Source organism: Mycobacterium bohemicum DSM 44277, from assembly GCF_001053185.1.
Classification (GTDB): domain Bacteria; phylum Actinomycetota; class Actinomycetes; order Mycobacteriales; family Mycobacteriaceae; genus Mycobacterium; species Mycobacterium bohemicum.
Window position 1 is genome coordinate 600,796 of record NZ_CSTD01000002.1, and the last position, 20,201, is coordinate 620,996.

The 20,201-nt window shown below is 68.3% G+C and carries 20 protein-coding genes, 4 tRNA genes and 2 pseudogenes; 11 read left to right on the forward strand and 15 right to left on the reverse strand.

Annotated features, from left to right (window positions below; translation table 11 throughout):
• Nucleotides 1-2 precede the first annotated feature (2 nt).
• Together BN971_RS26675 and BN971_RS26680 are read right to left on the reverse strand one after the other, a co-directional pair.
• Nucleotides 3-134, reverse strand: coding sequence for a hypothetical protein (locus tag BN971_RS26675; RefSeq protein ID WP_428978057.1), 132 nt, complete (start codon nt 132-134; stop codon nt 3-5).
• 82 nt (nt 135-216) lie between these two features.
• Nucleotides 217-386 (reverse strand): annotated as a pseudogene (locus tag BN971_RS26680) (methionyl-tRNA formyltransferase); the annotation flags it as partial.
• Nucleotides 387-567: 181 nt separating this feature from the next.
• Between BN971_RS26680 and BN971_RS13030 the strand changes: the two are divergent.
• Complete coding sequence (locus BN971_RS13030; protein WP_085180009.1) at nt 568-1,392, forward strand: class I SAM-dependent methyltransferase; 825 nt, start codon at nt 568-570, stop codon at nt 1,390-1,392.
• A 17-nt stretch (nt 1,393-1,409) separates the two neighbouring features.
• On the opposite strand, the gene BN971_RS13035 is transcribed toward BN971_RS13030, so the two are convergent.
• Nucleotides 1,410-1,898, reverse strand: coding sequence for a MarR family winged helix-turn-helix transcriptional regulator (locus BN971_RS13035; RefSeq protein ID WP_085179927.1), 489 nt, complete (start codon nt 1,896-1,898; stop codon nt 1,410-1,412).
• A 233-nt stretch (nt 1,899-2,131) separates the two neighbouring features.
• Here BN971_RS13035 and mshD point away from each other — a divergent pair.
• The 3 genes and pseudogenes from mshD to pstB all read left to right on the forward strand — a co-directional run.
• Nucleotides 2,132-2,731 (forward strand): annotated as a pseudogene (gene mshD, locus BN971_RS13040) (mycothiol synthase); the annotation flags it as partial.
• 114 nt (nt 2,732-2,845) lie between these two features.
• Nucleotides 2,846-3,970, forward strand: coding sequence for a phosphate ABC transporter substrate-binding protein PstS (gene pstS, locus BN971_RS13045; protein ID WP_245836998.1), 1,125 nt, complete (start codon nt 2,846-2,848; stop codon nt 3,968-3,970).
• 164 nt (nt 3,971-4,134) lie between these two features.
• The gene (gene pstB, locus BN971_RS13050) at nt 4,135-4,911 is read left to right on the forward strand and encodes a phosphate ABC transporter ATP-binding protein PstB (protein ID WP_085182607.1); all 777 of its coding nucleotides are present in this window, start codon (nt 4,135-4,137) and stop codon (nt 4,909-4,911) included.
• Nucleotides 4,912-4,933: 22 nt separating this feature from the next.
• On the opposite strand, the gene phoU is transcribed toward pstB, so the two are convergent.
• The 5 genes from phoU to BN971_RS13075 form a co-directional block, all read right to left on the reverse strand.
• Nucleotides 4,934-5,596, reverse strand: a complete 663-nt coding sequence (gene phoU, locus BN971_RS13055; protein WP_085182606.1) for a phosphate signaling complex protein PhoU — start codon at nt 5,594-5,596, stop codon at nt 4,934-4,936.
• Between the two features lie 56 nt (nt 5,597-5,652).
• A complete protein-coding gene (locus BN971_RS13060) occupies nt 5,653-7,743 on the reverse strand; it encodes an LCP family protein (RefSeq protein ID WP_085182605.1) in 2,091 nt (696 codons plus the stop codon).
• Between the two features lie 231 nt (nt 7,744-7,974).
• The gene (dusB, locus tag BN971_RS13065; protein ID WP_085182604.1) at nt 7,975-9,108 is read right to left on the reverse strand and encodes a tRNA dihydrouridine synthase DusB; all 1,134 of its coding nucleotides are present in this window, start codon (nt 9,106-9,108) and stop codon (nt 7,975-7,977) included.
• Nucleotides 9,109-9,113: 5 nt separating this feature from the next.
• A complete protein-coding gene (locus tag BN971_RS13070) occupies nt 9,114-10,136 on the reverse strand; it encodes an acyl-ACP desaturase (protein ID WP_085182603.1) in 1,023 nt (340 codons plus the stop codon).
• 164 nt (nt 10,137-10,300) lie between these two features.
• Nucleotides 10,301-10,915, reverse strand: coding sequence for a TetR/AcrR family transcriptional regulator (locus BN971_RS13075; protein WP_085182602.1), 615 nt, complete (start codon nt 10,913-10,915; stop codon nt 10,301-10,303).
• Between the two features lie 66 nt (nt 10,916-10,981).
• Between BN971_RS13075 and BN971_RS13080 the strand changes: the two genes are divergently transcribed.
• Nucleotides 10,982-12,010 carry an oxygenase MpaB family protein gene (locus BN971_RS13080; protein WP_085182601.1) on the forward strand — a complete coding sequence of 343 codons (1,029 nt, stop codon included), beginning with the start codon at nt 10,982-10,984 and terminating at the stop codon, nt 12,008-12,010.
• Nucleotides 12,011-12,031: 21 nt separating this feature from the next.
• Here BN971_RS13080 and BN971_RS13085 read toward each other — a convergent pair whose 3' ends face one another.
• Together BN971_RS13085 and BN971_RS13090 are read right to left on the reverse strand one after the other, a co-directional pair.
• Nucleotides 12,032-12,232 (reverse strand): zinc transporter Slc39a7, encoded by a 201-nt coding sequence (locus tag BN971_RS13085; protein ID WP_085182600.1) that lies wholly within the window; start codon nt 12,230-12,232, stop codon nt 12,032-12,034.
• A 46-nt stretch (nt 12,233-12,278) separates the two neighbouring features.
• Nucleotides 12,279-12,686, reverse strand: coding sequence for an ArsR/SmtB family transcription factor (locus tag BN971_RS13090; RefSeq protein ID WP_085182599.1), 408 nt, complete (start codon nt 12,684-12,686; stop codon nt 12,279-12,281).
• A 112-nt stretch (nt 12,687-12,798) separates the two neighbouring features.
• Between BN971_RS13090 and BN971_RS13095 the strand changes: the two genes are divergently transcribed.
• Complete coding sequence (locus BN971_RS13095) at nt 12,799-13,731, forward strand: class I SAM-dependent methyltransferase (RefSeq protein ID WP_085182598.1); 933 nt, start codon at nt 12,799-12,801, stop codon at nt 13,729-13,731.
• Here the strand turns inward: BN971_RS13095 and BN971_RS13100 are convergent.
• The gene (locus BN971_RS13100) at nt 13,721-14,518 is read right to left on the reverse strand and encodes a TIGR04255 family protein (RefSeq protein WP_169718646.1); all 798 of its coding nucleotides are present in this window, start codon (nt 14,516-14,518) and stop codon (nt 13,721-13,723) included. The two genes, BN971_RS13095 and BN971_RS13100, sit on opposite strands and share 11 nt — an antisense overlap.
• 146 nt (nt 14,519-14,664) lie before the next feature.
• Nucleotides 14,665-14,737, reverse strand: a tRNA-Lys gene (locus tag BN971_RS13105).
• 124 nt (nt 14,738-14,861) lie between these two features.
• Here BN971_RS13105 and BN971_RS13110 point away from each other — a divergent pair.
• From BN971_RS13110 to BN971_RS13120, 3 genes are all read left to right on the forward strand, one after another.
• Nucleotides 14,862-14,934, forward strand: a tRNA-Glu gene (locus BN971_RS13110).
• A 31-nt stretch (nt 14,935-14,965) separates the two neighbouring features.
• A tRNA-Asp gene (locus tag BN971_RS13115) sits at nt 14,966-15,042 on the forward strand.
• Nucleotides 15,043-15,068: 26 nt separating this feature from the next.
• A tRNA-Phe gene (locus BN971_RS13120) sits at nt 15,069-15,145 on the forward strand.
• A gap of 70 nt (nt 15,146-15,215) precedes the next feature.
• Here the strand turns inward: BN971_RS13120 and BN971_RS13125 are convergent.
• The gene (locus tag BN971_RS13125; RefSeq protein WP_085182596.1) at nt 15,216-15,512 is read right to left on the reverse strand and encodes a hypothetical protein; all 297 of its coding nucleotides are present in this window, start codon (nt 15,510-15,512) and stop codon (nt 15,216-15,218) included.
• Nucleotides 15,513-15,858: 346 nt separating this feature from the next.
• On the opposite strand from BN971_RS13125, the gene BN971_RS13130 reads away from it, so the two are divergent.
• Nucleotides 15,859-17,103: an MgtC/SapB family protein gene (locus tag BN971_RS13130; RefSeq protein WP_245836997.1), complete on the forward strand. Its 1,245-nt coding sequence runs from the start codon at nt 15,859-15,861 to the stop codon at nt 17,101-17,103.
• Nucleotides 17,104-17,305: 202 nt separating this feature from the next.
• Nucleotides 17,306-17,629 carry a DUF732 domain-containing protein gene (locus BN971_RS13135; RefSeq protein WP_085182594.1) on the forward strand — a complete coding sequence of 108 codons (324 nt, stop codon included), beginning with the start codon at nt 17,306-17,308 and terminating at the stop codon, nt 17,627-17,629.
• A gap of 13 nt (nt 17,630-17,642) precedes the next feature.
• Here the strand turns inward: BN971_RS13135 and BN971_RS13140 are convergent, their stop codons facing one another.
• Nucleotides 17,643-18,446 (reverse strand): mycofactocin-coupled SDR family oxidoreductase, encoded by an 804-nt coding sequence (locus BN971_RS13140; protein ID WP_085182593.1) that lies wholly within the window; start codon nt 18,444-18,446, stop codon nt 17,643-17,645.
• A 62-nt stretch (nt 18,447-18,508) separates the two neighbouring features.
• Nucleotides 18,509-20,197 (reverse strand): PE family protein, encoded by a 1,689-nt coding sequence (locus BN971_RS13145; protein ID WP_085182592.1) that lies wholly within the window; start codon nt 20,195-20,197, stop codon nt 18,509-18,511.
• Nucleotides 20,198-20,201: the final 4 nt, after the last annotated feature.

Here is a 20,201-nt window from a genome sequence, read left to right on the forward strand (position 1 = left end):
CCTCACGCGAGCCGGCGTGGCGCCCGGCTCTGACCGCCGACGAGCAGCGGCAGGTGCGCGAAATGGTCACGGCGGCAACGCAGTTCGATGGAGTGGCGCCCGTCGGTGAGCAGGTGTTGCGCGAACTGGGGCACGACCGCACCGAACACCTCGTGGTCAGAGATGCTCGGCCGGGCGCCCCCGAAGACCTCGTCGTCGGTTACCTCAATCTCAGCCCGCCGCGCGACGGCGCCACGGGGATGGCGGAACTGGTGGTGCACCCGGAGGCCCGCCGGCGCGGCGTCGGGGCGGGTCAGGACGGCGACGACGTCGTGGCGGGGGGGCTCGATGAGGCGGCGCAACGAGGGCAGCGCCGGATCGGGGGTACCGGCGAACACGAGGCGCACCAGCACAGTCTAGGAACCACCGGATTTCTGCAGGACGCGCCCAGCTTTTACACAGTTGCATCCGTATATTGTTTTAGTAGCAAACTGTTGCTGGCGGCTATTACTTGGACTCATGCCGCGCTGCCGCGCTGACGACGACGAGGTCGAGGAGGCGGCCCATCCCGATATCTCAGGAGGTCCGATGACACTCGACACCACTATCCGCGACGAAGACACGCTGGCGGCCCGCCACCGGACGATATGGGCGTTGGGCGACTACGCCCTGATGGCCGAGGAGGTAATGGCCCCGCTCGGGCCGGTGCTGGTCGCGGCCACGGGCATCGGCCCCGGCACGCGCGTGCTGGACGTCGCGGCGGGGTCGGGCAACATCTCGCTTCCCGCCGCACGGACGGGCGCCAGCGTTGTTTCCACCGACCTCACGCCGGAGTTGTTGCAGCGGTCGCAGGCCAGGGCGGTGGCGCAGGGGCTGACGCTCGACTACCGCCAGGCGAACGCCCACGCCCTGCCGTTCGGCGATGGCGAGTTCGACACGGTGATCTCGGCGATCGGCGTGCAGTTCGCGCCCGAGCATCAGCGCGCGGCGAGCGAGCTGGTCCGCGTCTGCCGGCCGGGCGGGCTGATCGGGGTGATCAGCTGGACACCGGAAGGGTTTTTCGGCCGGATGCTCGCCACCATCAGGCCCTACCGGCCGTGCCTCTCGCCGGCGGTGCCGCCCGCGGCGCTGTGGGGACGAGAGGGCTACGTCGCGGGGCTGCTCGGCGACCGGGTCGGCCGCTTCACGGCGCTGCGGGGCCAGCTGGAGGTGACCCGATTCGGCAGCGCCGAGGCCGTGCACGACTACTTCAAGAACCACTACGGGCCCACCATCGAGGCGTACGCGAACATCGGCCACAACGGCGTGCTGGCGGCCGAACTCGACGCCCAACTCGTCGAACTCGCCGACCAGTACCTGACCGACGGCGTCATGCATTGGGAGTACCTGCTGGTCACCGCCGAAAGGCGGTGACCCGGGATCGAACGCCGCTAGAGTTCGCTGTCGGCGTCCAGGTGGACGTCGGGCTCGCCGCCGGCGGCGGTGAACGCCGTCAGTGCGCGCACCAACCCGTGGCGCTCCTGCGGTGGCATCTTCTCGACGAGGGCGGCGATCTCGGCGCGGCGGTGGGCGGTCACGCGGCGTACCACATCGCGCCCTCGCTTGGTCAGCGCGGCGAGCAACTCGCGCCGCGAGGTCGGGTGCGGCAACCGGTCGATCAGCCCGGCGGCCACCAGCCGGTCGACCATCCGCCCCGTCGCGGACGGCTGCACGCCCAGCAGACCGGCCAGCGTGGCAAGGTTCACCGGACCGCGGTTGGACAGAATGACCAGGGTCCGGAACTGCGACATCGTGATCGTCTCGTCGACCTGCGCGATGGAACGCGCGGATACCGCCACCAGCAGGCGGGACGCCGTCAGCAATGCGTCGGTGATCGCGTCCAGCGACTCGTCGGCCGTCGTCGCATTGTCAGCAGCCATCGCGCCCCCTCCTCGTGGCCCCTTTCCGGGCCGTCGCGGGCCAAAGAGGTGAAAGTGTAACAGTCCTCTAGTGTCGTAATCAGTGACTGTTTCCTACGTAGACTATCGCCGCGGGCACGTACGGCGTAGCCCCTACCCGATGTGCAGCGGGTCGATCTGCACGCGCACCGGCTCGTGGTTCTGCCGGGCGCTGAGCACGCCCACGCCGCGGCGCAGCGCGGCCGCCAGCGCCACGGTTCTGGGCGCACGGGACGCTGGAGCCCGCGCGAGCGACCGCGGCGGCGCTGCGCCTGGTCCCGGTCCGTGAACTGTTGCAGATGCGACGGTCGCTTGGTGAGGGCCTCGCGCCGGTGTCCCCGCCGCCGGGGGTGCAAATCCGCACCTACGCGGGACCGGCCGACGACGCCGAACTGCTGCGGGTCAACAACGCCGCGTTCGCCCACCACCCCGAGCAGGGCGGGTGGACGGGCGCCGAGCTGGCCGAGCGGCGCGCCGAACCGTGGTTTGACCCGTCGGGGCTGTTCCTGGCGTTCGACGCCTCGGGCGAGCGGCCGGGCAGGTTGCTGGGCTTCCACTGGACGAAGGTGCACCCCGAGCCGCCGGGTTTGGGGGAGGTGTACGTCGTGGGCGTCGACCCGTCCGCGCAGGGCCGCGGGCTGGGTCACGTCTTGACCGCCGTCGGCATCGACGCGCTGGCGCGCCGGCTGGCCGACGCGCCCGACCCCACCGTGATGCTCTACGTGGAGTCGGACAACGTCGCCGCGGTGCGGACCTACCAGCGCCTGGGCTTCACCACCTGCAGCGTCGACACCGCCTACGCACCCGCCGGGTGAGCTCAGCGCCGGAGGGCGCATCGGCGCATAATTTCCCCGTGACTTGGCAACCTCCCCTGGGGAGATGACCGGCGGCGCCCGCGTGCGCCGGAATGTGTCGGGGAAGCGAGATTCGTGAGGCTGGTGGGGGAGTGCCGGGCGCTGGCCCCGGCGACGTTGATCGCGGCGTTGGTCGTCGTGATGTCTGCCGGGGCAACGATGGCCTGCGGGACCGGCGCCACCCGCCGCGGTGCTTCTGTCACGGCCGCGGGGGCCGCCGCCTGTGGCGGCAAGAACCACCTGAGGGCGGAGGGATCGACCGCCCAGCAGACCGCGATGCTGGCGTTCAACCAGGCCTGGGGCAAAAGCTGCCCGGGCAAGGATGTCACGTACGTGCCGACCGGGTCGGGCGCCGGGCGCGAACAGTTCATCGCCGGTCACGTCGACTTCGCGGCGTCGGACTCGCCACTGGTCGCCGACCAGATCGGTCCGGCCGCGGCGCGCTGCGATCAGAACCCGGCGTGGGACCTTCCGGTCGTGTTCGGCGCCATCGCAATGGTGTACAACCTGCCGGGGGTTCCCGCACTGACCCTCAGCGGCGACGCCCTGGCCGAGATCTTCAGCGGCCGCATCACGGTCTGGAGCGACCCGATACTGGTGGCGCTCAACCCCGGCGTTGCGCTGCCCGCAACCAAGGTCCAGCCCGTCTACCGGTCCGATTCCTCAGGGACCACCGACAACCTGCAGAAATACCTGACGATCGCCGCCCCGCAGAGCTGGTCCAAGGGGGTGGCGACCGAATTTCTCGGCGGTGTCGGGCAGGGCGCCCCCAAGCCGGATGGCGTCATCGGGGCCGTGCGAGCCACCCCGGGCGCGATCGGATACGTCGACAGGGGCTCCGCGGACCGGGCCGCCATGCCCTACGCCCGGATCGCCACGGGCGGCGGCGTCACCCCCCTCACCGGCGACACGGCCGCCAGGGCGGTCAGCGCCATCAGGTTCGTGGCCGACGGTAACGACCTGGTGCTGGACCTGGATTCGGTGTACGGCTCGCAGGACCCGGGCGCGTACCCGCTGATGCTGGCCGGCTACGACATCGTCTGCTCGAAGGGCTACGACGCCGACACCGCCGGTGCGATCAAGTCGTTCCTCGCGTCGGTCGCCGGCAACGGGCAGACCGCCCTGTCGCCGGCCGGTTACGTTCCGCTGCCCGATAATGTCAAGGAACGACTGGTTGCGGCCATCGACGCGATGCAGTGACGACGCTTCGGGGGCCGGGACGACGGTGGGCGCCGGCCGGGTTATCACCCTCCGGTTGTGGGCTGCTCGCCAAAGCCTCATTCTGGTCATCGCCCCGTCCGGGGCGGGGCACGTAGATTGCGGGCATCGTTGGCACCGAGAAGTTTGTAGGCAGGAGCGATCAAGTGGCCAAGCGGCTGGACCTCAAGAACGTCAACATCTTCTACGGGTCGTTCAAGGCCGTCGCGGACGTGACGTTGTCCATTCTGCCCCGCAGCGTGACCGCGTTCATCGGCTCGTCGGGCTGCGGCAAGACGACCGTCCTGCGCACGCTGAACCGGATGCACGAGGTGGTCCCCGGCGGCCGCGTCGAGGGCAGCGTGCTGCTGGACGACGAAGACATCTACGGCCCCGGTGTCGACCCGGTCGGCGTGCGGCGCGCGGTCGGCATGGTGTTTCAGCGGCCGAATCCATTCCCCGCCATGTCGATTCGTGACAACGTGGTGGCTGGGCTGAAGCTGCAGGGGATGCGCAACCGCACGCTGCTCGACGAGACGGCCGAGTACGCCTTGCGCGGCGCCAACCTGTGGGACGAGGTCAAGGACCGGCTGGACAAGCCCGGGGGTGGATTGTCGGGCGGCCAGCAGCAGCGCCTATGCATCGCGCGGGCCATCGCCGTGCAGCCCGACGTGTTGCTCATGGACGAGCCCTGCTCGGCGCTCGACCCGATCTCGACCATGGCCATCGAAGACCTGATCAGCGAGCTCAAGCAGGACTACACCATCGTCATCGTGACCCACAACATGCAGCAGGCCGCGCGGGTCAGCGACTACACGGCGTTTTTCAACCTCGAGGCCACCGGGAAGCCCGGCCGGCTCATCGAGGTCGACGACACCGAGAAGATCTTCTCCAACCCGTCCCAGAAGGCCACCGAGGACTACATCTCCGGTCGCTTCGGCTAGGCCCCGGACCGGGGGCTGGGGCTCAGGTGGGCCGGCTCTCGTCGTCGGGCAGGCTGCCCGTCGCCTGGAAGATGACGCGCCGCGCCACCTCCACGGCGTGGTCGGCGAAGCGCTCGTAGAAACGTCCCAGCAGCGTCACGTCGACCGCGGCCGCCACCCCGTACTTCCATTCGCGGTCCATCAGCACCGAGAACAAGTGCCGATGCAGATCGTCCATGGCGTCGTCTTCTTCGCGGATCCGGGCGGCCTTCTCCGGGTCGCGCGACAGCACGACCTCTTGCGCGCTGTTACCCAATTCGACTGCGACACGACCCATTTCGGCGAAATATCCGTTGACCTCTTCGGGCAGCGCGTGCTGGGGATGCCGCCGACGCGCGATCTTGGCGACGTGTAGGGCCAGCGCGCCCATCCGGTCGATGTCGGCCACCATCTGGATGGCGCTCACGATCGACCTGAGATCACCGGCCACCGGGGCCTGCAGCGCCAGCAGGACGAAGGCGCTCTCTTCGGCCTGGGCGCTCAGCCGCGCGATCTTCTCGTGATCGGAGATCACCTGTTCGGCCAGCACCAGATCGGCCTGCAGCAGGGCCTGCGTTGCCCGCTCCATCGCGATCCCGGCCAGCCCGCACATCTCGCCGAGCCGCTCAGACAACTCCGAGAGCTGCTCGTGGTACGCGGTCCGCATATCGCCAAGCCTACGTTCTTCCCGGCGAAAACGGGCGCCGGAGCGGCGAAAGGCCGCTATTCGCAGCTGGTGTCGGCAGCGTTGGTGACCGTCAGGTCCTCGGGCAACTTGGGGGGCGCGCTGCCGGAGCCGCGTTCGATCTGCATGCTGATCGGCGAGCCGCTGGGCGGGGGAGCCCCCACCGCGTTGAAGTCGGGGCCGAGCACCACCTGGACGACCTGCCCGTAACCGGAGACGCGCTGCACTTTGGCGTTGGCGAACGAGGACGCCACCGTGGCGGCGGCCTGCTCGTTGCCCGGGGAGAAGAGCACCGTTGTGGTGTTCACCGAACTCGGATAGTCGTCCGGGGTCATCACGTTGAACCCGTTGTGCTTGAGCTGGCTCGTCGCGCTGGTCGCCAGGCCGCTCTGCGTCGTCGCGTTCGACACCCGGACGGTCACGTCGCTCGGGGAGGTCGTGGTGACCTGCTCGTGCAGCGCCTCGGGGGCGGGGGCGGGCGTCTTCTTCGTGGTGGGGGCCTTGGTCGAATCCGAATTGGCCTTCGATCCGCCGCCCAAATTCTCGGCGTTCTGGTCGTTTTCCTGCGGCAGGGGGTCATCGTTGATGATGGCGTCGAAGAGCGCGCGCATGTCGCCCATGCGCGGCGGCTCGTCGCCGTTCTGGTCGGTCACGCCGGTCGGCACGGTCACGAAGGTGATGTGCCCGGCCGCCATCCCTTGCAGCGACTGGCCGAGCTGGACCAGGTCCTTGGTCTTGACGTTGTCGACGTAGGTGTCGCCGATGAACAGGTTGACGACGTTGTTGAGCTTGTTGAGGTCCATCAGCGTGTCTTCGGAGATCAGCGACCGCAGCAGCGACGACAGGAACAGCTGCTGGCGTTTGATCCGGCCGTAGTCACCGTTGGTCTCGGTGGTGACCTGGCGGGCCCGCACGTAGTTGAGCGCCGTGGGACCGTCGAGGACCTGGCGTCCGGCGTGTTCGAGGACGGTGCCCAGTTCGTAGTCGTGCAGGGGGGTGCGGGAGCACACCTCGACGCCGCCCAGGGCGTCGACGATCTTGGCGAACCCCGCGAAGTCCGCGGCGATGAATCGGTTGATGCTCAGCCCGGACAGCTTCTGGATCTCCTTCACCAGACACTTCGGGCCGCCGAACGCGAAGGTCGAGTTCAGCTTGGTCTCCGTATAGACCATCTTCGGGCCGAGCGTGCCCTTCTTCTGGTCGTAGACGGGCCCGTACTTGCCGGTGTCGGGGTTCCAGGCCTCGCACTGGATCGGGGTGATCGCCAGGTCACGCGGGAACGACACGGCCACCACTCGTTTGCGGTTCGCCGGGATGTTCACCAGCATCACCGTGTCCGAGCGCGAGCCGCCGGCGTCGTCGGTGTCGCCCGCGCCCATGTTGGCGTTCTCCCCGGCCCGGGAGTCCATGCCGACGATCAGGAAGTCCTCGTCGCCGTACTGGCCGTTCGGGTCGCGGATGTCGCCGGAGTGCGGATCGAGCGCGCTGATCGTGTTCAGCCGGGCGTTCTTGGAGGTGCTCCATTGCCACGCTCCGCCCGTCATTGCCAGCGCCAGCAGGGCGATCAGCGCCGCGAGGGAGCGTCCCGCCATCAGCATCGGACGCCGGCGGTGCCGGGCGTCGGCGGTGGCCGCCGTCGGGGGCGACGGTTTTGGTTTGCGCAGTCGCTTCCGACGGCCCGGTGCGGGCGGTGTTTCGGACCCTTCGGCTTCGGGCTCCTCGTCGACCGGGTAATGGGCGGCCTCGAGGTCCGGAAGCTCCGACCCGATGTCGAGCGAGTAGGCCACGGCGTCCATCACCTGCGTGTCCTGCTCGTCGGGCTCGGGAACCTCGGCGCCGGGCGCGACGTGGTGGTGGTGCGGCCGCTCGGACGGCGGTGCACCGACCTTCGCGATCAGGTCCGCCACGGTCAGCGCGCCGCTGGCGTGACAACCCGCCGCTTCGCTGGCGCCGTCGTCGGCATCATCGGGTGCCGCGGGGCCCTCGACGGGCGGCGCGGGCTGCCAGCGGTGCAAGCGCTCATCGACCGGCGGCTCTAAGAACCGCTCCCATGGAGCCGCGCCCCCCATCGGCGCCGGGGCGGCGGGGCGCCGAGGGTCACGAGTGGCGTCGTGCCCGCCGTCACTCATGTCTCACCGGCCTCCAAAACTTTCCTGCAATCCCTCTGATGCGGACATCCGCGCCCACTCGCGCCGTTCACGCGCAGCGCCGACTACAGCGCTGCTGTCGCGCCACCCGTGGGCAGCACGGCGATCGTCACGCTCGGGTGGCGCCTGAACCGAACCCCACCAAGCGCAAAGCAAGCAAGGCCACATCGTACTGAGTTATCGGCTCCGACGCGATTTCGACCAGGTTGCGGTTCAGCCGCCCGAGTGCATGACGTCCGCTCCCGAGGGCACGGTGCAGTCGTCGGGATCGTCCAGCCAGCCGTCGGGCAGGGCGACGCGCGCGGGTGAACCCTGCCGCCCGCGTGGTCCGGTCGCCGCGTCCGGGAAGGTGACGCTGCCGTCCAAGCGGTCGAGCAGGGCGTCGAGCTCGGCGAGCGTGGTGACCATCGCCAGTTCGCGGCGCAGCTGCGATCCGGCGGGGAAACCGTGCAGGTACCAGGCGATGTGCTTGCGGATGTCGCGCATGCCCTTGTCCTCGCCGAAATGCGCGGCCAGCAACTGGCCGTGCCGGCGCATGATGTCGGCGACCTCGCCCAACGAGGGCGGGGCCGGCGGTTGGGTCCCCCGGAACGCGGCCGACAGCTCGGCGAAGAGCCAGGGCCGGCCCAGGCACCCCCGGCCGATGACCACGCCGTCGCAGCCCGTGCTGGCCATCATCGTCAGCGCGTCGCTGGCGTCGTAGATATCGCCGTTGCCCAGCACCGGAATGGTCCGCACCTGCTGCTTGAGCTCGGCGATCCGTTCCCAGTCGGCGGTGCCGGAGTAGCGCTGCGCCGCCGTGCGGGCGTGCAGGGCGACCGCGGCGGCGCCCTCGGACTCGGCGATGCGGCCCGCATCCAGGTGCGTGGGGTGCTTGTCGTCGATGCCGACGCGGAACTTGACGGTGACCGGGATGTCGGTACCTTCGGTGGCCCGCACGGCCGCGGCGACGATCTGGCCGAACAGCCGCCGCTTGTACGGCAGCGCCGCCCCGCCGCCCCGCCTGGTGACCTTGGGCACCGGGCAGCCGAAGTTCATGTCGATGTGATCGGCGAGGTTCTCCTCGGCGATCATCCGCGCGGCGGCGTAAGTGGTTGCCGGGTCGACGGTGTAGAGCTGCAGCGAACGCGGCGACTCGTCCGCCGAGAAGGTCGTCATGTGCATCGTGACGGGGTGCCGCTCGACGAGCGCGCGCGCCGTCACCATCTCGCAGACGTACAGGCCGCTGACCGTGCCGACCTTCGACTGCTCCAGCTCACGGCACAGGGTGCGGAATGCGACGTTGGTGACGCCCGCCATGGGGGCCAGCACCACGGGGCTGGCCAGCGTGATCGGACCGATGCGCAACGCGGCTACCGGCGGCTCATCACAAGCTTGCCCGCAGTCTGGTGCAGCTCGAATGCCGTGGTCTTCTTGCCCGTGCGGGCTTCCCGGTCGAGTTGGCGCTGCTTGGACACTTCGAACTTGTCGCAGGACGCCTCGAGTTCCTTGATCAGCAGGGCGAGGTCATCGCGCAACTCGGCGGCCTCGCCGGTGATGTCCTCGCGCTCGAAGAAGCGCCACTTCTTGAGCACCGGCATCACGACCTCCTCGAGGTGGATGCGGGGGTCATACACGCCACCGACGGCGATGAACACAGCCTTGCGGCGGAACTCCGGTACCTGGAATCCGGGCATCTGGAAGTTGCGCAGGATCTTGTGCAACGACCTGGTCGCCTGGTTGGGGCAGATCTCGAAGCCGGCCTCGCTGACGTCGCGGTAGAAGATCATGTGCAGGTTCTCGTCGGCCGAGATCTTGGCGAGCAGCTGGTCGGCGATCGGGTCGTTGCAGGCCTTACCGGTGTTGCGGTGCGAAATCCGCGTCGCCAGCTCCTGGAACGTCACGTAGATGACCGAGTCGAACAGGCTCTCGGCGAACAGGTCGTCTCGCACCTGGTGGTTCTGGCCCGGGCTGAAGCCCCGGTTGACCACCTCGATGCGCAGCTTCTCCAGTTCGTACGGGTCGACGGCGCGAGTGACCACCAGGTAGTCGCGCAGCGCGATGCCGTGCCGGTTTTCCTCGGCGGTCCACCGGTTGACCCAATGGCCCCAGGGGCCGTCCAGCCCGAAGTTCATCGCGATCTCGCGGTGATACGAGGGCAGGTTGTCCTCGGTCATCAGGTTCTGCACCATCGCCACCTGGGCGAGGTCGGAGAGCTTGCTCTCCTCGGGATGCCAGTCCTGGCCGCCGAGCGCGTAGAAGTTCTTGCCGTCGGACCACGGAATGTAGTCGTGCGGGTTCCAGGCCTTATGAACGCTCTCGTGGCGGTTGAGGTATTTCTCGACCACCGGTTCGAGTTCTCGCAAGAGCTGTAGGTTTGTCAGCTCCGCTGACATAAGGCCTCCAGTTATCTGTGTCTGTGGGTTGCACTCACAATATCTGTGTCCGCCAGTAGCATCAAGTTCCGTCCCCGCGTGGCAGGACGCGATTTGGTATCGAGTCGTTCGTTTGCGGGGGCGTTGCAATACGGCTTGCCGCGGGGCCCGGCGACGAAACCCGGTTATTCGGTCTTGCCCGACTCGACCGAGGGAACGTAGGGCGCCGCCGTGGCGAACAGCATCGCGACGCAGTAGTCGATGAACTGCTCGCGCGTCGCGTCCAGGGTCCCGTTGAGATAGGCGGTGAACAGGCTCGACAGGCCCCCGACCAGGCTGGTGGCGATCATCTTCTGCAGCGCCGGATCGCCGATGCGGGACAGCTTGCGCTGCAGCAGGTCGATGAAATTGGGCATCCACTCGGCGCCCGATCGGGTCAGCACCGGTTCCACCGTGGGCGCCAGCAGCAGGACGCGGCCGCGCACCGGGTCGTCGACCATCAGCTCGACGAATCGTTCGACGGCTTCCCGCGGGGTCTTGGCGGAGGTCAGCGTGGTCATCGCGCGTGCGCACACGTCGTCGTAGACCGCGCGCACGAAGTCGTCACGGTCGGAGAAGCTTTCGTAGAAATAGCGTTCGGTCAGCGCCGCCTCGCGGCACGCCGCGCGGACGGTCAGCGCCGGCCCCCGGTCGCCGCCCAGCAGCTGCACCCCGGCGGCGATGAGATCGTCGCGGCGCAGGGCCACGCGGCTCTCCCGCGGTACGCCGGTCCAACGGCTGCGTCGTTGACCGGTTGGCACATCGCTCCTAAGCTCGATTTTGACAACGCATGTAGTCAGACTGTCGATATAAACAGGACTCCAACAGTGACTCAAGATACGTCCGCCGCCTGCCCGCAGACCAACGACGCAAGCGCCGACGCCCCGGACGGCGCCGTGTCCGGCGGCTGTCCCGTGTCCCCGCTGGGCTACGAGGCACCGCCGATCCCGCTCGGACCGGACTCGCTGACCTGGCGGTACTTCGGGGATTGGCGCGGCCTGCTGCAGGGGCCGTGGGCCGGCTCCATGCAGAACATGCACCCCCAGTTGGGCGCGGCGGTCATCGATCACTCGACGTTCTTCATCGAGCGCTGGCAGCGCCTGCTGCGCTCGCTGTATCCGATCGGCGGCGTGGTCTTCGACGGCGACCGCGCCCCGGTGACCGGCGCGGAGGTGCGCGAATACCACGCGGACATCAAGGGCGTCGACGAGCAGGGCCGCCGATACCACGCATTGAACCCCGACGTCTTCTATTGGGCGCACGCGACCTTCTTCGTCGGCACCATCATCGTCGCCGAGCGGTTCTGCGGCGGCTTGACCGAAGCCCAGAAGCGGCAACTGTTCGACGAGCACGTCGAGTGGTATCGCATGTACGGCGTGAGCATGCGCCCGGTCCCGGCATCCTGGGAGGACTTCCAGGCCTATTGGGAGCACATGTGCCGCGAGGTGCTGGAGAACAATTTCGCCGCGCGCGCCGTGCTGGATCTCACCGAGCTGCCGAAACCGCCTTTCGCGCAATGGCTTCCGGATTGGCTGTGGGCCGCGCAACGCAGGCTGGTCGCGCCGCTCTTCGTCTGGTTTACCGTCGGGCTCTACGATCCGCCCGTTCGCGAGCTCATGGGCTACACGTGGTCGCGGCGCGACGAGTGGCTGCACCGCCGCCTGGGGGACGTGGTTCGTCTGGTGTTCGCCTTCGTGCCCAACAGAATGCGTAAGCACCCGCGGGCCCGCGCCGGTTTCGACCGCGCCGCCGGGCGCATCCCGGCCGATTCCCCGCTGGTGCAGACGCCCGCACGCAATCTACCGCCGGTGGACGAGCGGGATAATCCAAAGCACTACTGCCCCAAAGTTTCCTGAGGCCTCCCGCCGCGCCGGCGGTCAGCCGTGCGCGTGAACGTGAACGCCCTCGAGTCCCTCCTGATGCACGTGCGGATGGCTGTGCTGCGATCCGTCGTCGTGGTCGTGCGGGTGCTCGTGTGTGACGTGAGGGTGCTCGTGGGCGGTGTGCGCATGAACGTGGGCCTCTTGCCCGTGCTGGTGTTCGTGTGCATGCGGAGCGTCGTGGGCGTGTTCGGACACAGGTATCCTCCTTATGATGAAATGCTTTGTCTTGCAACAGTTTCGGTCACATAGCGCCCCTGCGCCGTCGTTGGGCCGCCCCCGGCGCGTCGGTGAGGGCCTTCAGTTCGCCGTCGCCGCGGTGGTGCCGCGGAACCCCCGGGCCGGCGTGCTCGGCGTTGCAGACCGCATCGATGACGAGCTGGCGCACGTGGTCGTTCTCGAGGCTGTAGAAGATCGTCGTGCCGTCGCGGCGCGTCCGCACCAGACGCGCCATGCGCAGCTTCGCCAGATGCTGGGAAACCGACGGCGCCGGCTTGCCGATGTGCTCGGCAAGCTCGTTGACCGACATCTCCCCGGTGGTCAGCGACCACAGCACCTGCACCCGGGTGGCATCGGCCAGCATGCGGAAAACCTCCACGACCAGGCCGGCCTGGTCATCGGGAAGCCGGGCTGGGCCGTTATCTGCATGCATACGCAGATATTACCCGGGGACCCCGCCGGCGTCACGGCCGTCCGGACGGCCCGCGGCCGCTCCCCTGTGTTTAACTAGCCTGTCTATATTTCTCGGCGGCGGGAGGTTGCTCATGGCGCGCACGGATCGTGATCGCTGGGATCTCGCGACGAGCGTCGGGGCGACGGCGACGATGGTCGCCGCTCAGCGGGCGCTGTCCTCCGACGCCAAGCTCATCGACGACCCCTACGCCGCGCCGTTGGTGCGCGCCGTCGGGATCGACGTGTATGTCCGGTTGGTCAACGGCGAAATCCCGGCGGGCGGGGACTCCGAGTTCGATCCGGCACGGATGGCCCGCGGGATGGCCTGCCGCACCCGGTTCTACGACCAATTCTTCCTCGGCGCGACGCGGGCCGGCATCGACCAGGCGGTCATCCTCGCGTCGGGGCTCGACGCGCGGGCCTACCGCCTGCCGTGGCCGGCGGGCACCGTCGTCTACGAGGTGGACATGCCGCAGGTCATCGAATTCAAGACGCTGACCCTCGACGACCTCGGGGCGGAGCCGACGGCCGAGCGGCGCGCCGTGGCCGTCGACCTGCGCGACGACTGGGCGACGGCGCTGCGGTCCGCCGGCTTCGATGCCGACAAGCCGTCGGCGTGGAGTGCGGAGGGTTTGCTCGTCTATCTGCCCGACGCGGCCCAGGATGCGCTGTTCGACAACATCACCGCGCTCAGCGCCCCGGAAAGCCGCCTGGCCTTCGAGTTCGTGCCTGACACCGCCGTCTTCACCGACGAGCGGTGGCGCGCACACCACGACCGGATGAGCGAGTTCGGCTTCGAGATCGACTTCAACGACCTCGTCTACCACGGGCGCCGCAGCCACGTCGTCGACCACCTGAACCAGAAGGGCTGGCAGACCTCGTCGCATACGGTCGCGGAGCTGCACGCCGCCAACGGCTTCGCCTATCCCGACGACGACGTCGCGGCGGCGTTCGCCGACGTGACCTATACCAGCGCGGTGTTCCGGGGCAAGCCGGGCTGCCCTCCTCGGCCGCTCAGCGACTGAGGAGGTCGTCCTTCAGCCGGGGGGTGAGCATCTCCTGGAAGACCGTCCGTGCCGGCTCATACAGATCCTGGAACGTCACCAGCACCTCGTTGCGGTCGAATTCGGGGATCGCCCCGAGCGGCGTCCAGAAGCTGTCGATGTCCAAGAGGAAGAATGGTCCCTGCTCGACCGGCATGGTGCGGCGCAGGTGGTAGCTCGCGTCGAGCGCCTGGCCCATGCCGGGGCCGTAGCGCACGATCATCGACTTGCCGGGCTGCGCTTCGCGGTACACCGCGGCGCCCTGCCATTCGGTCAGTGTGAGTCCGGCCGGCGCCATCTGCTGCGGACCGAGCAGCGGTTCGGCGATCCAGTTGGCCCACTCGACGCGTCCGTTCACCCCCACGGGGACGTGCACCTCCAGCACGTACCGCAGGCCGAGCCGTTCCACCCCGACGATCTCCGACACCTGGGAGCGGGCGTCTATGACGCGCATCACGATCTCGAGCAGCGCCTCGAAGTTGGTGTAGGCGGTGGTCTCGATGGTGATCGCCTGATTTTTCATCGAGGCGGCGAGCGTGTTGTCCCGGTTGACATAGCGGACGAACCGCTCGGCGGTCGGCGCCGGACTTCCGCCGGCACCCATCCCCCAGGCCACGTCCTGGGCCTGCCGTTCGATCGGGAGATGGTCGGTGAGCAGGCGTCTGAGCTCCGCGCTCGACGTCTCGGTGAGGGAATCCGTTGCTGGGTGGCGGATTTCCATCGTTACCAGGGCTACGGGCGCCTTAGGGTAGGCCGCATCGACACTCATCTTGGGAAGCATAGCCAAGCCGTTTGGCGGCCAAACCGCGGCACTCCCTGCGCCGCCACCCGTCGCGCCCGTCGGCCTGGGCGCCGGTGGGGGAAGTGTCGGATCGGGCGGCCGTCGAGCGTCGACCGACGTCATCCCGGTTTCGGTGCCCCCACTAGGACTCGAACCTAGGACCTGCGGATTAAAAGTCCGTAGCTCTACCAACTGAGCTATAGGGGCGGGCGAAGACTCAGGATACTGGGTGCCGGATGGCACTCGTTTGAGGATTCGGCCCGTGGTGACCTAAGCTGGCTTGGCTCCCAACGTAACCATGTTGCGAGTACCCCGGAGAGATTCGGTTCTGGCCCCCTTCGTCTAGCGGCCTAGGACGCCGCCCTTTCAAGGCGGTAGCGCGGGTTCGAATCCCGTAGGGGGTACGCGCGACGCGGCGACGCGGAGTAGCAGCAAGGCCCTGTGGCGCAGTCGGTTAGCGCGCCGCCCTGTCACGGCGGAGGTCGCGGGTTCGAGTCCCGTCAGGGTCGCCAGCACGGCGAGGCACTCGCTGCCTTCCGGCCAGGTAGCTCAGTCGGTACGAGCGTCCGCCTGAAAAGCGGAAGGTCGGCGGTTCGATCCCGCCCCTGGCCACCAACGTCAGCCCACCTGGTGGGCTCGGATACTTCGCTCGACATCACCTTTTGGCGCTTCCATGCCGCCAGGGTTACGCGTTCGAATGATGAATGCGGAGAACAAGAATCGCGGCGCAACACCAGGCCAGGCTTGGGCGCACATCGATGACTTCGGAGCCCTGGTCGACATGGGAGTACACGCTGGACACGTGCTCGCCCAGTTTCGCGGCAAGAGCAGGAGCGTTCGACTCGGTGGTGGTGCGCACTCCGCCGGGGATGTCCTCGACCGTGCGTGTGATCTCGCCGTGTCGACAAAACATGTCCATGTAGAGGCGTATGTCGGCGGCTGAGGTGCCCATCCTGCCGCCGCCGGTCAGGCGGATGCGCACGACCGGTGATCCCGCGACTCAGCTGAGCGCATACCCGATGCCCAGGACCGCGCCGGCGCCGAGCGCGGCGAGCACCGCTCGCCGAGTGAATCGCGGCACCCGAGGGCTCTTTGGCTTCTATGCCCAGGCGTGGCGCTCCGGCGCGGCAACGGCAACGAAAGCCAGTACGTCGTCGTCCGCTTCGCCGAGTCCGCCGCCGGGTCTACCCGGACTGAGGGCTGAGTGGAAGCTAGTTTGTTCGCTATGCGCTCCGATCGGGCCGGCCGTCTCGCGCCTCGGGGCTATGTCAACCTCGACTTCCACGACGCACCATTGTGCTGTTGCCTGCCCGGGTAGGGGAGTCATCGTGACTTGGCACCAAATCCAGCCGTTCCTCGTGGCGCTGGCGATCGGATTGCTCATCGGCTTGGAGCGCGAGCGCAGTCATAGCCGCAAGCTTCCCGCCGGGTCGCGCTCGTTCGCGCTCCTATCGCTGGTCGGCGCCATCGCCGCGAGCCTCAACGTGTGGGCAGTGCTCTTCGGCCTCGTCGGCGTCGCGGGCCTGTTGGCGCTCGCCTACTTTCGTACCAGCGAAGCGGATCCCGGAACCACCACCGTGCTCGCCGCGCTCGTCGCCTATCTGCTCGGCGCCCTCGCCTACACGCGCCCCGCGGTGGCCGTGGCCGTCGCCGTGGTCGTCGCGGGCCTGCTGTTGTCGAAGGGCCGGATCCATCGCTTCGCCCGCGACATCATCACCGAGGTCGAACTAGAGGACGCCATCAAGTTCTTTGTGGTGGCGTTTGTGATCCTTCCGCTGCTGCCGGATCGGCCGCTCGGACCTTACGGTGTGCTCAATCCGGCGAAGGTGTGGCTCCTGGTGGTGCTGCTGACCGGGATCGGGTGGGTCGGCCACATCGGTGTTCGGGCCCTCGGACCCGAACGCGGCATCCTCGTCACCGGTTTGGCCGGTGGTTTCGTTTCTGCGACCGCGACGACGGCGTCGATGGGCCGGTTCAGCCGGACGGCCACGAGCATGCGCGCGCCGTTGGCAAGCGCACTCCTGGCGAGTCTCGCCACCTTCGTTCAACTCCTCGTGGTGATCGGGTTCGTAGACGTCGACGTGCTGCGGCGGTTGTGGCCCCCGGTGGTCGCCGCAGCGGTCGTGCTGGTGGGTACCGCCGCTTTCGTCTATCGGGGTGGTGCGCGAACTCGGCAGCAAAAGGTCGCGGACGGGGAAGACTTCGAGACGACGAAGGCAAGCCGTCCCTTTGCCCTGCGGCCCGCCCTGATCCTTGCCGCGGTGCTGACCTTCGCCCTGCTTGTCGGGCGTTGGGGCGCCGACGTGCTGGGGCCCAACGGGGTGGTGCTGGCCACGTTCGCCGCGGGTCTTGCCGACGCCCACGCGGGTGCGGTTGCCGCCGCCACGCTGGCAGCCAAGGGCGACATCACGGTGGACACCGCCCTGATCGCGGTCGGCGCCGCGCTGGGCTCCAACCTGATCGTCAAGGTAGTGCTGGCCTTCCTCGCCGGCGGTCGCCGATTCGGGCTGGGATTTCTTGCCGGCACGGCCCTGTCGGCCATAGTGTTCGGCGTCGCCGTGGCCGCGCTGTGAGCGCCGGGGCCGGCCGGAACGGAGGGGCCTTACTGCCCAGCGCGGGAAGGTATTGCGGCCCTAGCCGCTGCCCGGCACCGCTGATTCGCTTGTGTCAGTGGCTTGGCCCTCGGCTTGGTGCAGCGCGGCAGGGGTGCGGCGGATTTCGGACGGGGAGATTTGTGGTGGTAGAAGGCGCGAGTCCGGGTGGGGCGGATTCAGAGTGACGCGAAAGTTGTTGGGTGCCATTCTCCTAGCTGCGGTTGCGTTGATCGGCGTGCCGGGAGCGGCTCAGCCCGCCCGCGCCGACGCAAACGACGACGCGTTCATCGCGGCGCTGAAGGCGGATGGCATCGACCACGAGTCGGTTCAAGCCGCGATCGCGGCCGGTCGTTTGGTCTGCCATCAGCTTGATATGGGCAAATCGCAGGACGAGATCGCGACCGACGTGATGAACAGCAGCGGCCTGGACGCCGAGCATTCCGGGTACTTCGTGGCGGTGGCCGAACGTGCGTACTGCCCGCGCTACGCGGATATTCCGTCGTGACGGCCGCTGGGTTTCAGTGGATGCGGGCGCTGCCGCCGAGGCCGATCTCGAGCACGCTGCCGGTGATGACCCCGGGGTCGCCGACCAGATAGAGCACCCCGCGGCTGACGTCTTCGGGCTGGATCCATGGTTTTGGTATCGGGTTGGCTCTCATCATGCGGCGCACCAGCTCGTCGGGAACGTCCCCGCCGCCCGCGGGCTGCACCATCGGCGTCTGGGTCGTGGTCGGGCAGATCACGTTGATCGTGATGCCGTCCTTGGCGACCTCGAGGGCGGCCGATTTGGCCAGCCCGATGACGCCCCACTTGGTGGCGTTGTAGGCCCCCAGCTCCGGGATGCCCATCCGCCCGCCCATCGAGGACGTCACGACGATGCGGCCGAAGCGCTGCCGGCGCATGACCGGGATGGTCGCGCGCAGCGTGTGGAACACCCCCGTCAAGTTGGTGTCGATCAGCTGCTGCCAGACGTGATCGCTGACCTCGTCCAAGGGCCCGGTGCTCACGACGCCCGCGTTGGCCACCACGACGTCGAGGCTGCCGAGGTCCTCGACGGTCTGCGCGACGGCGGCGTCGACCTGCGCCGCGTCCCGCACGTCGACCGCGATCGGCACGCACCGCCGGCCCAGCTGTTCGACGAGTGCGGCGGTGTCCCGCAGATCGCCTTCGGTGCCCAGCGGATACGTGAGGTCCTTCATCGGACCGGGCGCGTCGGCGGCGACGATGTCCGCCCCCTCGGCCGCCAATGCCAGCGCGTGGGCGCGGCCTTGCCCTCGAGCAGCACCGGTGATCAACGCGACGCGTCCGTCCAGGAAACCCATAGCCGGCTACGTTAGCAGTCGTTCGCCGCGAAAACTCTTGCCGCCGAAATGAAACGACCGCGTCAGAAACTTCCGTACGGGGTGCCGGTGACGATGGAATACGCGGCCTCCCCAAGGACCGTGACCTCCAACCCGGCCGTGAGGGGCAGCAATCCTGCGTCGGCGGCGATCGGGTAGCCAAAGGCGTCCATCAGCCCCGCCACGGGGTGGCCGTTGACCATCTCCGTGATTCCGTTCAGGAACAGGTTCACGTCGTACGACGGCAGGGAGACGACGACGGCGGTCGTGATGTCGGCCGTCGGGAGCAGGGTCGAGTAGCCCGTCGAGAACGCGGTCGTCGCGCCGCCGACGATCTGGGTGTTGGCCGTCTGCAGGCCCGCGATGAGGTCGGTCAGCGAGGGCGGTCCGGCCGGCAGGAGCGGCGCTCCGGGACCCGACGACAGCGACGCCAGCGCCCCGGAGAGGTCCGCCGGCGACGGCAGCTGCGGAAGCCCTTGGGTCAGAAGGTCATTGGTCGCGGCGACGATTCCCTGTTGGACTCCGTTGGCCAGGGCGGGTCCCAGGGCTGCGGTGTCGCTCAGTGGCGGCAGGAATCCGAACGGGGTGGTCACGTTGGCCGGGCCGGTGGACCAGCCGACGTCGGGGTTCCCGTAGCCCCAGTTGACCAGCGGCGTCAGGACAGGCTGTACCAGGTCCGCGATCGGGTTCCCGACGAACGGGATCAGCCGCACCGGATCCAGCAGGGGCAGGTTCTCGGTGGGAATCATGTAGTAGGTGGTCATCGTGGGTCCCTGCGTCGGCAACTCCACCGCCGAATTGATCTGCGTGGGCGCCAGGGTTTCGTAGCCGGTGTGCACCGTGACCATGCCGGCGACGGCGTTCAGGTCGGCGAAGATGTCGATCGGGTATTGCGGAAAGTCCGCCCATCCGTCGTATTCGAGGGTGTACACCTTGGTGACGAAGTCATTGCTGGGGGCCGGGCCCAGGGTCGAGAAGCCCAGCGTCGGCAGGCTCAGCCCCGGGAACCGGGCGTCCCAGCCCCCGTTGGGGTTCATCGAATTACCAAGCAACACAAAGTTGATCGGCAGCGGGCTCGGGGTGCCGGCCGGATCCAGCAACTGCATTTCCAGCGAAGCGATGTTGGCGCCCTGCGAATAGCCGAGGACGTTGACGGTGTTGCCGGTGGCCAGTTGCTGTTGGATCGCGTTGTTCAGGATCGTCACGCCCCGCGCTATCGAGATGTTCTGCTGCAAATCCTTGATGCCGCTGTCGGGATATTCCCCCGCCGGCATCGCGAGGGCCTGAACGAGGCCGGCGGGGAAGTGGGGCAGCAGGTACTTGCTGACGACGTTGGCCACAAAGGATGCCGGGGGTATCGGCGTTCCGCTGCCGTCCATGACGAACGTGACGTAGGAGGCGGCCGTCGGCGCGTTGACGGTCGATCCCCCGGCCGCGCTGAGCGCCTGCTGGCCGGCGGCCTCGGCGTCGGCATAGGCGTTGCCCGCTCCGGCCAGCGCCTGCGCCAACGCTCCGTGGAGCGCCGCCATCCGGCCGAGGAGCGCCTGCCAATCCTGGCCGTAGGCGTTGAAGACCGTCGCGATCGCCGCCGACACCTCGTCCGCCGCGGCTGCCGCCATGCCCGTCGTCCCGCCCGCCGCGCCGGCGGCGGCGTCGCTGAGCGTCGTCCCGATCGTCGCAACGTCGGTTGCCGCCGTCGACATGACGTCCGGCCACGCCAGCAAGTACGACATGGGC

Bases quoted from the DNA above. Each gene is read 5' to 3' on its own strand.
- BN971_RS13030 (WP_085180009.1), top strand. From the start codon at position 568: ATGACACTCGACACCACTATCCGCGACGAAGACACGCTGGCGGCCCGC.
- BN971_RS13035 (WP_085179927.1), bottom strand. From the start codon at position 1,898: ATGGCTGCTGACAATGCGACGACGGCCGACGAGTCGCTGGACGCGATC.
- phoU (WP_085182606.1), bottom strand. From the start codon at position 5,596: ATGCGGACCGCGTACCACGAGCAGCTCTCGGAGTTGTCTGAGCGGCTC.
- BN971_RS13060 (WP_085182605.1), bottom strand. From the start codon at position 7,743: ATGAGTGACGGCGGGCACGACGCCACTCGTGACCCTCGGCGCCCCGCC.
- BN971_RS13070 (WP_085182603.1), bottom strand. From the start codon at position 10,136: ATGTCAGCGGAGCTGACAAACCTACAGCTCTTGCGAGAACTCGAACCG.
- BN971_RS13090 (WP_085182599.1), bottom strand. From the start codon at position 12,686: ATGCATGCAGATAACGGCCCAGCCCGGCTTCCCGATGACCAGGCCGGC.
- BN971_RS13095 (WP_085182598.1), top strand. From the start codon at position 12,799: ATGGCGCGCACGGATCGTGATCGCTGGGATCTCGCGACGAGCGTCGGG.
- BN971_RS13100 (WP_169718646.1), bottom strand. From the start codon at position 14,518: ATGAGTGTCGATGCGGCCTACCCTAAGGCGCCCGTAGCCCTGGTAACG.
- BN971_RS13140 (WP_085182593.1), bottom strand. From the start codon at position 18,446: ATGGGTTTCCTGGACGGACGCGTCGCGTTGATCACCGGTGCTGCTCGA.
- BN971_RS13145 (WP_085182592.1), bottom strand. From the start codon at position 20,197: ATGTCGTACTTGCTGGCGTGGCCGGACGTCATGTCGACGGCGGCAACC.